The organism is Streptomyces sp. NPDC040545 (assembly GCF_055595065.1).
Genome location: NZ_JBVIWA010000013.1, coordinates 194,149 through 207,686 on the forward strand (window position 1 = coordinate 194,149; position 13,538 = coordinate 207,686).

Sequence of the window (13,538 nt, forward strand, 5' to 3'; positions counted from 1 at the left end):
TCACACGTGCGCCGTGCCGCCGTCCTTCGCCATGGCGGCGGCGATGGTGCGCGCCGATCCGGCCCACACCTCGTCGGGGATCCGCGGCAGCACGTCGTCCCACAGCGGCAGGTTGGAGCCGCGCAGCTGGAGCATGCCCTCCGGCCGGGCGAACTGGAACAGGTGCAGGTGGGCGGCCCCGTCCCCGTACTTGGCGACGTGCACCCGGGCGATCCCGCCCAGCTCGCGCACCGCCCGCTCGATCCGCTGCAGCATCGGACCGATCTCCGCCGCCCGCTCGGGCGGCAGGTCCGTCAGGTCGCGGTGGACGCGCGGGACGAGCTGCACGATCGCGGGCATGGAGGAGTGGATTCCCCGCAGCCGCCAGTGCTCGTCGGTCCACAGGAAGGCGGAATCGGGCAGGACGCACACCTCGCAGCCCTCCGGCCCGTCCTCCCCGTTGCGCGGCGGCTCGGGGAGCACCGGCGGCTCCAGGGGCCTGATGCCGAGCTCGCCCTCGAAGGGGAAGGTCTCCCACAGGGCGACGCCGTCGGAGGCGAAGGGTATGGGCTCTCCGACGGGTAACCGGCGTACGTACTCACTGGGTTCGGTCATGCGGTGATCATGGCATCGGTCAGACCGGGTACGGGAGGAGCTGGGCGTCCACCTTCTCCCAGGCCGCCCGCAGCTGCGCCAGCCGGGCCGGCTCCGCGGCGGCCTTGTCGGCCTGCTCGCGGACGTCGCCGGCCAGGTTGAACAGCTGGTCCTTGCCCGCCTTGCCGCGGTAGTACTTCCAGTCCCCGCGGCGCAGCGCCCGCTCGCCCCGGACCCGCCAGAACAGGTCCCGCTCGGCCACCTTCTCGCCGCGCAGCAGGTACCCGGCCAGGCTCACCCCGTCCAGCGGGTAGGCCGGGTGCGGGCGGGCCCCGGCCAGCTCCAGCAGCGTCGCCGTCCAGTCCGGGCTGAACACCGGGACGTGGCTGACCTGCCCGCCGTCCAGCCGGGCGGGCCAGCGCGCGATGTTCGGCACCCGGATACCGCCCTCCTGCAGGGAGGCCTTGTTGCCGGACAGCGGCCAGTTGTACGAGAAACGCTCGCCGCCGTTGTCGCTGGAGAAGACCACGAGGGTGTCCTGCTCCTGGCCGGAGCGCCGCAGCGCCTCCAGCACCTTGCCGATCGAGCGGTCGAGGTCCTCGACCATCTCCTTGTACTTCTCGACCGAGCCGCCGTCCTGGTGCCACAGGGCGCGCCCGTCGCCCGCCTTGATCCGCCGGACGATCTCGGCGCTCTGCTCGGTGTCCCCGTCGGCGATCCACGGCCAGTGCGGGGTGGTGAAGTTGAGGTTCAGCAGCCACGGCTTGCCGTGGTGGTCGCGCGAGACGTACTCGCTCGCCCGCTCGGTGATGATCCGGGTGTAGTAGCGCAGGTCCTTGTACTCGGCGTCGCCTTCGTAGAGGTCGTACTCGCCGCCCAGGCCCAGCTTGGAGTAGTACTCCAGGGCCCCGCCGAAGTTGCCGAAGAACTCGTCCCAGCCGGACCTGGTCGGGCTGTAGTCGGGCAGGTAGCCCGCGTGCCACTTGCCGATCAGCGCGGTGGAGTAGCCGGCCGACTTCAGCAGCGAGGCGAGCGTCGGGTGGGTCGGGTCCAGGCCGGCCGACTTGTCGGCGATCGGTTCGGCCAGCCCGCCCTTGGTACGGGCCGGGTAGCGCCCGGTGTACAGGCTGAACCGGGTCGGCGAGCAGGTCGCGGAGCCCGAGTAGGCGTCGGTGAACCGGACGCCCTGGCGGGCGAGGCGGTCCAGGTTCGGGGTCTTGATGTGCGGGGAGCCGTACGAGGACAGGTCGGCCCAGCCCAGGTCGTCGCCGAGGATGAACAGGATGTTCGGCCGGCGGGACGGCCGGGGCCGCCCGGCCCGGAACTCCCGCTCCTGCGGCGCGTTCTGCCCGTCCCCGGCGGCCGGGGCGGCGGCGGCCGGGGCGGCGCCCAGCCCCACCGCCGCGGCGGCCGCGCTCACGCCGACCGCGCCGCCGAAGGCGCGCCGGGACAGGTTGGGTTCGTACGAGGTCACGGGTACTCCAAGGCATGGCCCGCCGGCCAGCCCCGGGCGGCGCGGGACGGCGCGCGGCACGGCAGGGCAGGCTCGGGCAGGGATCAGGAAAGGAAAAGAACGGAAAGCGGCGTGTGACTACGCAGAACAGCGACAGATGGCGCTCGCGACACGGACAAGGTCCACGTGCCGGCGCTCGACGAGGGTGACGGTTCGGTCACCGAGAGGCTGCATGGGGCGAGAGCCTGTACGAATGCCCATGCGCCTGTCAACAAGGGCATTCCGGATGCCGAGACGGAATGGATCGGTCACCCTCTGTGCTGTGACATTTCCCGGCCGTCCCCAATTCGGACCAGTGGTCGATCTCGCCTACACTCGGGAGCGTGCCTCGTGGTGATGGACGACTCAACCACGACCTGCTCCCCGGCGAAAAGGGCCCCCAGGACGCTTGCGGCGTCTTCGGTGTCTGGGCTCCGGGTGAAGAGGTCGCCAAGCTCACCTACTTCGGACTGTATGCCCTGCAGCACCGTGGACAAGAGTCCGCGGGAATCGCTGTGAGCAACGGTTCCCAGATCCTCGTCTTCAAGGACATGGGACTCGTTTCCCAAGTCTTCGACGAAACCTCCCTCGGCTCGCTCCAAGGTCATATCGCGGTCGGTCACGCCCGCTATTCGACCACCGGGGCCTCCGTCTGGGAGAACGCCCAGCCGACCTTCCGTGCGACCGCCCACGGCTCCATTGCCCTGGGTCACAACGGCAACCTGGTGAACACCGCCGAGCTTGCCGAGATGGTCGCCGACCTCCCCCGTCAGGACGGCCGTGCCACCCAGGTGGCCGCCACCAATGACACCGACCTCGTCACCGCCCTGCTCGCCGGTCAGACCGACGACGAGGGCAAGCCCCTGACCATCGAGGAGTCGGCCGCCAAGGTCCTGCCTCAGGTCAAGGGCGCCTTCTCCCTCGTCTTCATGGACGAGGGGACCCTCTACACCGCCCGTGACCCGCAGGGCATCCGCCCGCTGGTCCTCGGCCGCCTTGAGCGCGGCTGGGTGGTCGCGAGTGAGACCGCCGCCCTCGACATCTGCGGCGCCAGCTTCGTCCGCGAGGTCGAGCCGGGCGAGCTCATCGCGATCGACGAGAACGGTCTGCGCACCTCTCGATTCGCGGAAGCGAAGCCCAAGGGCTGTGTCTTCGAGTACGTCTACCTGGCGCGCCCGGACACCGACATCGCCGGCCGGAACGTCTACCTCTCGCGTGTCGAGATGGGCCGGCGCCTGGCCAAGGAAGCCCCGGTCGACGCCGATCTGGTGATAGCGACGCCGGAGTCGGGCACGCCCGCCGCCGTCGGATACGCCGAAGCCAGCGGGATCCCGTACGGATCCGGCCTGGTCAAGAACGCCTACGTGGGCCGGACCTTCATCCAGCCCTCGCAGACGATCCGCCAGCTCGGCATCCGGCTCAAGCTCAACCCCCTCAAGGAAGTCATCCGGGGCAAGCGCCTGGTGGTCGTCGACGACTCGATCGTCCGCGGCAACACCCAGCGCGCCCTGGTCAAGATGCTCCGCGAGGCCGGCGCGGCGGAGGTCCACATCCGGATCTCCTCGCCGCCGGTGAAGTGGCCGTGCTTCTTCGGCATCGACTTCGCCACCCGGGCCGAGCTGATCGCCAACGGCATGACGGTCGACGAGATCGCCACTTCCCTGGGCGCGGACTCGCTCTCGTACATCTCGCTCGACGCGATGGTCGAGGCGACCACGATCCAGAAGCCCAACCTCTGCCGTGCCTGCTTCGACGGCGAGTACCCGATGGAGCTGCCCGACCCGCAGCTCCTGGGCAAGCAGCTGCTGGAGTCCGAGCTCGCGGGCGGCACGGACGCCGCCGACGCGCTCCGCCGCCCGTAGTCCTGGCTCAACCTGCGCCGGGCCCTGTCTTTGAGGCTTCTCCCAGGGCCCGGCACCACACGCAGTAACGACACGAAAGCTCTCTCCTGTCATGACAGAGAAGACCACCGGTGCCAGCTACGCAGCCGCAGGCGTGGACATCGAAGCGGGCGACCGCGCCGTCGAGCTGATGAAGGAGTGGGTGAAGAAGACGCAGCGCCCCGAGGTCCTCGGCGGCCTCGGCGGCTTCGCCGGCCTCTTCGACGCCTCCGCCCTCAAGCGCTACGAGCGCCCGCTGCTCGCCTCGGCCACCGACGGCGTCGGCACCAAGGTGGACATCGCCCGCCAGCTCGGCGTGTACGACACCATCGGCCACGACCTGGTGGCGATGGTCATGGACGACATCGTCGTCTGCGGTGCCGAGCCGCTCTTCATGACCGACTACATCTGCGTCGGCAAGGTGCACCCCGAGCGTGTCGCGGCGATCGTCAAGGGCATCGCCGAGGGCTGTGTCCTCGCCGGCTGCGCGCTGGTGGGCGGCGAGACCGCCGAGCACCCCGGCCTGCTGGGCCCGGACGACTTCGATGTCGCCGGTGCCGGAACGGGCGTCGTCGAGTACGACCGCCTGCTCGGTGCGGATCGCATCCGTACGGGTGACGCCGTCATCGCGATGGCTTCGTCCGGCCTTCACTCGAACGGGTACTCGCTGGTCCGCCACGTCCTCTTCGAGCGCGCCAAGATGTCGCTCGACCAGCACGTGGAGGAGCTCGGCCGGACCCTCGGCGAGGAGCTCCTGGAGCCCACCAAGATCTACTCGCTGGACTGCATGGCTCTCACCCGTACGGCCGAGGTGCACGCCTACTCGCACATCACCGGCGGCGGCCTCGCGGCGAACCTGGCCCGGGTGATCCCGGACCACCTGCACGCCACGGTCGACCGCTCGACCTGGGCCCCCGGCGCCATTTTCGACCTGGTCGGCAAGGCCGGTCAGGTGGAGCAGCTGGAGCTGGAGAAGACCCTGAACATGGGCGTCGGCATGATGGCCGTCGTTCCGCAGGAGTCGGTGGACGTGGCGCTGACCGCGCTGGCCGACCGGGGTGTCGACGCGTGGGTCGCGGGAGAGATCCTGGACCGCGGCGACCACACCGAGGGCGCGACCATGACCGGTTCCTACGCGAGCTGAGCAGCACTGAAACCCGGCCCGGGGCGATGCCCTGGACCGGGTTTCAGTCTTTTTGTCTGTCGTGCAGACGCCTCAGGGCGTCAAGCGCCGCGACGCTGTGACGACGGCCCGGACTCTTCGTCCTCGTCGTCGTCATCCGTGTTGTAGAGGTCCGCGTACCGAGCGTACGGGTCGTCCTCGTCCAGCTCGTCGTCGTCTACCTCGACCGGCTCGCTGACAGGCAGCGGTTCCACGGTCGATGCGCCCAGCTCGTTGGCCAGACGCGAGAGGTCAGTCCCGCCGCTGCTGTACTTCAGCTGGCGGGCGACCTTCGTCTGCTTGGCCTTTGCCCGGCCGCGCCCCATGGCTCGACCCCCTCGGTGACGGGGCTCGACGGCCCCAGAGTCTGACACGCGTTCATGGTTCGGAGCGGGCTCTCCGTGGAGAGACCGTCCGTAGGGGTTTAACGGTACCTGCTTCCGCGGCCATACGGTACGCCGCCCGCATGACGCGCCCCGGTGCAGAACCAACAAGGCGCCCCGTCCTCGCTGGTCAGCTGCGATTTTAACCTTTTCCTGGCGGGCGACCCGCCGAAGTGCAGTGAGTTCCGTCTCGCCGCACCCCGGCGGGCGCACCCAGAAGCCCCGGGAAGGGCCTAGACGGCGCGTGCGGCGCGGCCGTCGGCCATGCGCTGCTCGGCGATCCGGTCGGCCGCGGCGGCCGGCGGAATGCCATCCGCCTTCGCACGAGCAAAGATCTCCAGCGTGGTGTCGAAGATCTTCGTGGCCTTGGCCTTGCAGCGGTCGAAGTCGAAGCCGCGCAGCTCGTCGGCGACCTGGATGACACCGCCGGCGTTGACCACGTAGTCGGGCGCGTAGAGGATCCCGCGGTCCGAGAGGTCCTTCTCGATGCCCGGGTGGGCGAGCTGGTTGTTCGCCGCGCCGCAGACGATCGTCGCGGTGAGCGCCGGGACGGTCTCGTCGTTCAGGGCGCCGCCGAGCGCGCAGGGGGCGTAGATGTCCAGGCCCTCGGTGCGGATCAGCGCGTCCGTGTCGGCGACGGCGGTCACCTTGCCCGGGTGCTTGTCCAGGATCCGGCGTACGGACTCTTCCCGTACGTCCGTGATCACGACCTCGGCGCCGTCCTCCAGGAGGTGCTCGACCAGGTAGTGGCCGACCTTGCCGACACCGGCCACGCCGACCTTGCGGCCGCGCAGGGTCGGGTCGCCCCACAGGTGCTGGGCGCTGGCGCGCATGCCCTGGAAGACGCCGAAGGCGGTGAGGACCGAGGAGTCGCCGGCGCCGCCGTTCTCGGGGGAGCGGCCGGTCGCCCAGCGGGTCTCGCGGGCCACGACGTCCATGTCGGCCACGTAGGTGCCGACGTCGCAGGCGGTCACGTAGCGGCCGCCGAGGGACTCCACGAACCGGCCGTAGGCCTGGAGCAGTTCCTCGGTCTTGAGGACGTCCGGGTCGCCGATGATCACGGCCTTGCCGCCGCCGAGGTCGAGACCGGCGAGCGCGTTCTTGTACGACATGCCGCGCGAGAGGTTCAGCGCGTCGAGGACGGCCTCCTCGTCGGAGGCGTACGCGTGGAACCGCGTACCGCCGAGGGCGGGGCCCAGGGCGGTGGAGTGGATGGCGATGACGGCCTTCAGGCCGGTGGCGCGGTCCTGGCACAGCACGACTTGCTCGTGGCCGCCCTGCTCCGTACGGAACAGGGTGTGCAGGACGCCGTCGGTCATTTCGGTCACGGTGGTGACTCCCATGGAAGAGATGCGGCGGAAAGACGCCCGCCCTGCGGGTGGGGGAGGGCGTGCTGGGAGCAGAGTAAGACCTGGGGGCCGCCCGTAGGTGACCTGTCCGAGGATCGAAACACTCCCGTGGTGTGCGGCGGCGGGGGCGCCCCGGAGGTGAACCGGACCCCGCGGAAGGGCAGTACGAGAGCGTGAGCGAATCCTCCGATCTCCCGCTGCCGTCCGCGCGCTCGGCGCCGACCGTTCCGTACGCCTCCTACCTGCGCGTCTACGAGCCCCTGGTGGCCTTCGCCGAGCCGGAGCGCACGCACTGGGCCGACTACGCCCGGCGCGGGACGGCCCCGACCGCCCAGGACGAACTGCGCCGGTCGCTGTCGGACTTGGTGCGGGTCCCGGTGGTGGGGGTGCCGGCCCACGAGAGCGCGGACGCCTTCACGGCGGTGGTCGACGGGGTGCTGCTGGTCTGCCCGTGGCGCACCCGGCTCCGCGGCTGGCTGGCCCTCCAGGAACTCGTCGAGTGGTTCCCGCGACCGGTGCTGGACGCGGCGCTCCCGCCGGGGGCGCGCCGGCGGGCGGCCGAGGAGTACGAGAGCTGGCGCGAACGGAACCCGGACGCGCGCCCCTGGATCCGTACGGGGGTGTGGCAGGTTCCGCTGCGCTGGTTCGTGCTGGTGGCGGATGAGGAGCGGGACCACGTGCCGGGCGAGCGGCTGCGCTACCGCACGCCGATGGTGCAGGCCCGGCGGCGGCTCGCCCGCGCGCTGCGGACCGTGCGGGACGCGGAGGGGTACGGGATGCTCGCCGACGGGTTGGTGGAAGTGGGGAGCTGGCTGGAGGAGTTCCACCCGCGCTCGATGGTCGAGCTGGACTACGGCGGGCTGCTGCACGCGCTGCCGGCGGAGCGGCTGGCGGCCGACCGCTCGGCCGGGGATCTCGCGGCGGGTATCGCGGCCCTGCGGGCCGGGGACACGGAGGGCGCGACCGAGGTCTACGAGGAGCTGGCGGAGCGGTGGCGGGCGGTCCGGGAGCGGCTTTTCGCGAATTAGGCCGAAAGGGGCCTGTGTGGCTGGTTTCACTCGGGAGGGGTCAGTACGTATCGTCCGGTATCGGTCGATCGGTCAATAGTGGCTGATCAGAGGCCTGATCATGTCATTTGGGACGTAGTGCCAGGACCTACGTCCCGATACGGGCCATTGGCCCAAGCGTGACGGACCGCACTAACTACACCCTTGCGCCCTTCCCCTACCCTCGTGCCAAAATAGGACAAGGAGTCCGGGGAGGGTTCCTTCCGCCCAACTAAGGGCGGAATGCTCGGCATTGCACTCTACGGGGGGTCTGACGACTCCTGATCGCTCTGTGACTGATCGTCACAGTGGGGTGACTGTCCGTTATGGGACGGTCCATCGGCTTCCGCCGCTGATGAACACCTCGGAGGGCAATTCCGTCGGTTTGGCCGTCGAGGCTGGACGGATGGTGTAGTTGTAGTGCCGAGGACAAGCCGTTCGTCCTATAACCGACTCGGCCCGCGTATGTCCATTTCGGGCAACGCGGGCCAAGGTGCAGAATTTAGAGGAAAGAACCGAGATGGTTCGGTTCTCCCGAGGAGGCCGCTCATGACCGCTCGCACCCCTGATGCCGAGCCGCTGCTGACCCCGGCTGAGGTTGCCACGATGTTCCGCGTGGACCCGAAGACGGTCACCCGCTGGGCCAAGGCTGGCAAGCTCACGTCCATCCGCACCCTGGGTGGACACCGCCGGTACCGCGAGGCCGAGGTTCGCGCACTGCTCGCGGGAATTCCGCAGCAGCGCAGCGAAGCCTGAGGTCGCGTAAACACCCCGCTTTAACGGGCTTATATCGGGTCCCCCAATCCGATGAAACCCACATAGCTTCATACGACCGGGCCTGCCCCAACAGGTTCCAAGTCGTTCGATCGCGCTGGACTCCGCCGGGTCCAGCGCGATCTTTTTATGCCCAGGTCAGGGCAGTCTCGAGCGCGCGCGGGAGTACCGGCGGAGTAGGTGCCATTGCACATATTCTATCGAGCGGGCGTATGGGTGCGATAAAAGTATGAGTCTCAAAAACTCATGCGGTGACTCCCGTCACAGATGATCACTCTTGTATATCCGGTAATGCACCCCGTAATGGGGACGCGCTTCGCGAGGCACATCATGCGAACGGGGGATTCCGGGTGACGGCCGGCCCGGGGGCGCCTCCTGTGCGGCGCCAGGAGGTCCGGATGGGCCCGCACCGGCCCGACCAGGTCCGGCGAAGAGCTCCGAAGAGCTCCGAAGAGCTCCGGAGAGGCCCGTCGAGCTCCGGAGAAGTCGGCGCGGGCACGGGGAGGACCCGGTATGCGCTCATGGGTGCCCCGCAGACGCGGCGGACGCGGCCCGGAGGTGCGCACGGGCAGCTCGGGCGCTCCGCGGGCCCCAGGAGGCCCCCAAGGCCGCCCGGCGGTGCCGCCCGCCCACGCGTCAGGGCCCGTATCCCCAGAGGGATACGGGCCCTGACGTTTCTGCGAACCTGACGGGACTTGAACCCGCGACCTCCACCTTGACAGGGTGGCGAGCTAACCAACTGCTCCACAGGTCCTTGATTTGCGGCCGCTCGGCGGCTGCGAATCAGACTGTACCGCAGCTCAGGGGGTGCAGTCGAACCGGACCGCCGCGCCGGTCACGGCGCCGCCGCGTCCACCGCCTTCACGATCCGCTTGTCGGAGATCGGGTAGGCCGTGCCGAGCGCGTGCGCGAAGTAGCTGACGCGCAGTTCCTCGATCATCCAGCGGATGTCGGTGACCGTGGACGGGACCGGGCGCCCCTTCGGCAACTGCTCCAGCAGCCAGGCGTACTCGTCCTGCATCTCGTGGACCTTCTCCATGCGCGTGGTGTCGCGCTGGACGCCCGTGGGCATCTGCTGGAGCCGCCGGTCCACCGCCACCAGGTAGCGCATCAGGTCCGGCAGCCTGCGCAGCCCCGTGAGCGTCACGAAGCCGGCGGGCATGAGGGCGGCCAGCTGCGTCTTGACGTCCTGGATGTTCGCGACCAGCGCCAGGCTGCTGGTGGCCTTCAGGCGGCGCTCACAGGCCTGCCAGGCGGCCAGCACCTGCTGCACCTGGCTCACCGTGCGCACGGTCGTGTCCACCAGGTCGGCGCGGACGGCCTCGTAGAGCTTCCGGAAGCCCGCCTCGTCCCACGCCGGGCCGCCGTGGTCGGCGATCAGCTTGTCGGTCGCCGCGGTCGCGCAGTCGTCGAAGAGCGCCTGGATGGAGCCGTGCGGGTTCCTGGACAGGGCCAGCTTCTGCTGGTTGGTCAGGTGGTCCGAGGCGAACTTCGCCGGGTTCACCGGGATGTTCAGCAGGATGAGCCGCCGGGTGCCCAGCCACATCGCCTGCTGCTGCTCGGCCTCCGTGTCGAAGAGCCGGACGGAGACGGTCGCGCCCTCGTCCACCAGCGCCGGGTACGCCTTCACCGGCTGGCCCGCCCGACGGGTCTCGAAGACCTTGGTCAGCGTGCCGATCGTCCAGTCGGTCAGCCCGGTGCGCTCCACCGACTCCCCGCCCGCCCGCTCGGCGGTGGCCGCGGCGGCCTTGGAGAGGGCCTGGCGGGCCTTCGGCTTCAGCCTCAGCCGCAGGGCCTCCAGGTCCTTGTCCTCGGCGAGGTTCTTGCGGCGCTCGTCGACGATCCGGAAGGTGATCTTCAGGTGATCGGGGATCCGGGTGAGGTCGAAGTCCTCGGCCGAGACCGGGACCCCGACCATCCGCTGGAGCTCACGCGCCAGCGTGACCGGCAGCGGCTCCTGCAGGGGAACCGCCGTGTCCAGGAAGCGGCCGGCGTAGTTCGGCGCGGGCACGTAGTGCCGGCGGATCGGCTTGGGCAGCGAGCGGATCAGCTCGGTGACGACCTCCTCGCGCAAGCCCGGGATCTGCCAGTCGAAGCCCTCGTCGGTGACCTGGTTCAGCACCTGGAGCGGGATGTGGACGGTCACGCCGTCGGCGTCCGCGCCCGGCTCGAACTGGTAGGTCACCCGGAACTTCAGCTGCCCCTGCCGCCAGGAGTCCGGGTAGTCGGCCTTGGTGACCCCGGCCGCCTTCTCGGTCAGCAGCATCTCGCGCTCGAAGTCGAGGAGTTCCGGCTCCTCGCGCTTCTTGTGCTTCCACCAGGAGTCGAAGTGCGCCCCCGAGACCACGTGGGCGGGGATCTTCTGGTCGTAGAAGTCGAAGAGCGTCTCGTCGTCCACCACGATGTCGCGGCGCCGCGCCCGGTTCTCCAGCTCCTCCACCTCGGTGAGGAGCTTGCGGTTGTCGGCGTAGAACTTGTGGTGGGTGCGCCAGTCGCCCTCGACCAGCGCGTTGCGGATGAACAGCTCGCGCGAGACCTCGGCGTCGATCCGGCCGTAGTTGATCTTCCGCTGGGCCACGATCGGTACGCCGTACAGCGTGACCTTCTCGTACGCCATCACGGCCGCCTGGTCCTTCTCCCAGTGCGGCTCGCTGTACGTGCGCTTGACCAGGTGCTGCGCCAGCGGCTCCACCCACTCGGGCTCCACCTTGGCGTTCACCCGGGCCCACAGCCGCGAGGTCTCCACCAGCTCGGCCGACATCACGAACTTCGGCTGCTTCTTGAAGAGCGAGGAGCCCGGGAAGATCGCGAACTTGGCGCTGCGGGCACCGAGGTACTCGTTCTTGTCGGTGTCCTTGAGCCCGATGTGCGAGAGCAGACCGGCCAGCAGCGAGACGTGGACGACCTGCTCCGGGGCGTCGGCCTCGTTGACGTGGATGCCCATGCCCTTGGCGACCGTGCGCAGCTGGGAGTAGATGTCCTGCCACTCGCGGATCCGCAGGAAGTTCAGGTACTCCTGCTTGCACATCCGGCGGAACGAGGACGAGCCGCGCTCCTTCTGCTGCTCGCGCACGTAGCGCCACATGTTCAGGAACGAGAGGAAGTCGCTGGTCTCGTCCTTGAACCGGGCGTGGTTCTGGTCGGCCTGGGTCTGCTTGTCCGAGGGCCGCTCGCGCGGGTCCTGGATGGACAGGGCGGCCGCGATGACCATGACCTCGCGGACGCAGTTGTTCTTGTCGGCCTCGATGACCATGCGGGCCAGCCGCGGGTCCACGGGGAGCTGGGAGAGCTGGCGGCCCATCGGGGTGAGCCGCCTCGACGGATCCTTCTCGGCCGGGTCCAGCGCGCCGAGCTCCTGGAGCAGCTGCACGCCGTCGCGGATGTTGCGGTGGTCCGGCGGGTCGATGAAGGGGAACTTCTCGATCTCGCCGAGGCCCGCCGCGGTCATCTGGAGGATGACGGAGGCCAGGTTCGTCCGCAGGATCTCGGCGTCGGTGAACTCGGGACGGGCGTCGAAGTCGGCCTCGGAGTACAGCCGGATGCAGATGCCGTCGGAGGTACGGCCGCAGCGGCCCTTGCGCTGGTTGGCGCTGGCCTGCGAGATCCGCTCGATCGGCAGGCGCTGGACCTTGGTGCGGTGGCTGTAGCGGGAGATCCGGGCGGTGCCCGGGTCGATCACGTACTTGATGCCGGGGACGGTCAGCGAGGTCTCGGCGACGTTGGTCGCGAGGACGATCCGGCGCCCGGTGTGCTGCTGGAAGACGCGGTGCTGCTCGGCGTGCGAGAGGCGTGCGTAGAGAGGGAGAACCTCGGTGAAGCGAAGGTTCCGTTTGTTCAGGGCGTCCGCCGTGTCGCGGATCTCCCGCTCGCCGGAGAGGAAGACCAGGATGTCGCCCGGCCCCTCGGACTGGAGCTCGTCCACGGCCTCGCAGATCGCGGTGATCTGGTCCCGGTCGGAGTCGTCGCCCTCCTCGGCGTCCTCCTCCAGGAGCGGCCGGTAGCGCACCTCCACCGGATACGTACGCCCGCTGACCTCGACGATCGGCGCCTCGCCGAAGTGCCGGGAGAAGCGCTCGGGGTCGATGGTCGCCGAGGTGATGACGACCTTGAGGTCGGGACGCTTCGGCAGCAGCGTGGCCAGGTAGCCCAGCAGGAAGTCGATGTTCAGCGACCGCTCGTGGGCCTCGTCGATGATGATCGTGTCGTAGGCGCGCAGCTCGCGGTCCGTCTGGATCTCGGCGAGCAGGATGCCGTCCGTCATCAGCTTCACGAAGGTCGCGTCCTGGTCCACCTGGTCGGTGAAGCGGACCTTCCAGCCGACCGTCTGGCCGATCTCGGACTTCAGCTCCTCGGCGATGCGCTCCGCGACCGTGCGGGCGGCGATCCGGCGGGGCTGGGTGTGCCCGATCATGCCCCGGACGCCGCGGCCGAGCTCCATGCAGATCTTGGGGATCTGCGTGGTCTTGCCGGACCCGGTCTCGCCCGCGACGATCACGACCTGGTGGTCGCGTATCGCCTCGGCGATCTCGTCCTTCTTCTGGCTGACGGGCAGGTTCGCGGGATACGTGACCTCCGGCATCCGCGAGGCACGGCCGGCCAGTCGCTCGGCGGCCTTGGCGGCCTCCGCGGCGATCTCGTCGAGCACGGCCTGCTTGGCCTCGGGCTTGCGGATACGGCGGGCGCCTTCGAGGCGGCGGCCGAGGCGGTGCGCGTCACGGAGGGAGATCTCACCGAGAAGCGTCTGCAGGGCGGCGAAGGAAGTAGACATACCTGATCGAGGATCTCACCTGGGCCCTCCGGGTGGCGAACGCATTTGTCGGGTGGACCCGTACCATTTCGGGACGAGTCCGTCGGTTGTACGAGTGAGAGGCGTCCCACC

Annotated in this window: 10 protein-coding genes and 1 tRNA gene; 4 read left to right on the forward strand and 7 right to left on the reverse strand. The window is 69.4% G+C overall.

From position 1 onward, the window contains the following. The 3 genes from ACZ573_RS24430 to ACZ573_RS24440 all read right to left on the reverse strand — a co-directional run bounded on the left by ACZ573_RS24430 (position 1) and on the right by ACZ573_RS24440 (position 2,287). Entirely contained in the window at positions 1–594 is a 594-nt protein-coding gene (locus tag ACZ573_RS24430) for a hypothetical protein (protein WP_471307436.1), read from the reverse strand. 19 nt (positions 595–613) lie between these two features. Then, on the reverse strand, positions 614–2,047 hold the full coding sequence (locus ACZ573_RS24435) for a sulfatase-like hydrolase/transferase (RefSeq protein ID WP_471307438.1): 1,434 nt from the start codon (positions 2,045–2,047) through the stop codon (positions 614–616). A 117-nt stretch (positions 2,048–2,164) separates the two neighbouring features. Then, positions 2,165–2,287: a putative leader peptide gene (locus ACZ573_RS24440; protein ID WP_351150916.1), complete on the reverse strand. Its 123-nt coding sequence runs from the start codon at positions 2,285–2,287 to the stop codon at positions 2,165–2,167. 122 nt (positions 2,288–2,409) lie between these two features. Here ACZ573_RS24440 and purF point away from each other — a divergent pair, with 122 nt between their 5' ends. Beyond that, complete coding sequence (purF, locus tag ACZ573_RS24445) at positions 2,410–3,927, forward strand: amidophosphoribosyltransferase (protein WP_030009390.1); 1,518 nt, start codon at positions 2,410–2,412, stop codon at positions 3,925–3,927. Between the two features lie 91 nt (positions 3,928–4,018). Then, entirely contained in the window at positions 4,019–5,089 is a 1,071-nt protein-coding gene (gene purM / locus ACZ573_RS24450) for a phosphoribosylformylglycinamidine cyclo-ligase (RefSeq protein ID WP_301369319.1), read from the forward strand. An 80-nt stretch (positions 5,090–5,169) separates the two neighbouring features. Here purM and ACZ573_RS24455 read toward each other — a convergent pair whose 3' ends face one another. Beyond that, entirely contained in the window at positions 5,170–5,433 is a 264-nt protein-coding gene (locus tag ACZ573_RS24455; RefSeq protein ID WP_150261950.1) for a DUF3073 domain-containing protein, read from the reverse strand. A gap of 290 nt (positions 5,434–5,723) precedes the next feature. Beyond that, positions 5,724–6,833 (reverse strand): Leu/Phe/Val dehydrogenase, encoded by a 1,110-nt coding sequence (locus ACZ573_RS24460; RefSeq protein WP_301369321.1) that lies wholly within the window; start codon positions 6,831–6,833, stop codon positions 5,724–5,726. A 179-nt stretch (positions 6,834–7,012) separates the two neighbouring features. On the opposite strand from ACZ573_RS24460, the gene ACZ573_RS24465 reads away from it, so the two are divergent. Both ACZ573_RS24465 and bldC read left to right on the forward strand, forming a co-directional pair. Further along, a complete protein-coding gene (locus ACZ573_RS24465) occupies positions 7,013–7,867 on the forward strand; it encodes a DUF8083 family protein (RefSeq protein WP_471307442.1) in 855 nt (284 codons plus the stop codon). A 567-nt stretch (positions 7,868–8,434) separates the two neighbouring features. Next, positions 8,435–8,641: a developmental transcriptional regulator BldC gene (bldC, locus tag ACZ573_RS24470; protein WP_003949541.1), complete on the forward strand. Its 207-nt coding sequence runs from the start codon at positions 8,435–8,437 to the stop codon at positions 8,639–8,641. 698 nt (positions 8,642–9,339) lie between these two features. On the opposite strand, the gene ACZ573_RS24475 is transcribed toward bldC, so the two are convergent. Together ACZ573_RS24475 and hrpA are read right to left on the reverse strand one after the other, a co-directional pair. Continuing rightward, positions 9,340–9,413: transfer RNA gene (locus tag ACZ573_RS24475), tRNA-Asp, on the reverse strand. Between the two features lie 81 nt (positions 9,414–9,494). Continuing rightward, positions 9,495–13,427, reverse strand: coding sequence for an ATP-dependent RNA helicase HrpA (gene hrpA, locus ACZ573_RS24480; RefSeq protein ID WP_471307444.1), 3,933 nt, complete (start codon positions 13,425–13,427; stop codon positions 9,495–9,497). Positions 13,428–13,538 lie beyond the last annotated feature (111 nt).

What these genes read in the sequence shown, in the direction of transcription:
- ACZ573_RS24455 (WP_150261950.1), bottom strand. Translation starts at nt 5,433, where the DNA reads ATGGGGCGCGGCCGGGCAAAGGCCAAGCAGACGAAGGTCGCCCGCCAG.
- hrpA (WP_471307444.1), bottom strand. Translation starts at nt 13,427, where the DNA reads ATGTCTACTTCCTTCGCCGCCCTGCAGACGCTTCTCGGTGAGATCTCC.
- purM (WP_301369319.1), top strand. Translation starts at nt 4,019, where the DNA reads ATGACAGAGAAGACCACCGGTGCCAGCTACGCAGCCGCAGGCGTGGAC.
- ACZ573_RS24430 (WP_471307436.1), bottom strand. Translation starts at nt 594, where the DNA reads ATGACCGAACCCAGTGAGTACGTACGCCGGTTACCCGTCGGAGAGCCC.
- ACZ573_RS24460 (WP_301369321.1), bottom strand. Translation starts at nt 6,833, where the DNA reads ATGGGAGTCACCACCGTGACCGAAATGACCGACGGCGTCCTGCACACC.
- ACZ573_RS24440 (WP_351150916.1), bottom strand. Translation starts at nt 2,287, where the DNA reads ATGGGCATTCGTACAGGCTCTCGCCCCATGCAGCCTCTCGGTGACCGA.
- bldC (WP_003949541.1), top strand. Translation starts at nt 8,435, where the DNA reads ATGACCGCTCGCACCCCTGATGCCGAGCCGCTGCTGACCCCGGCTGAG.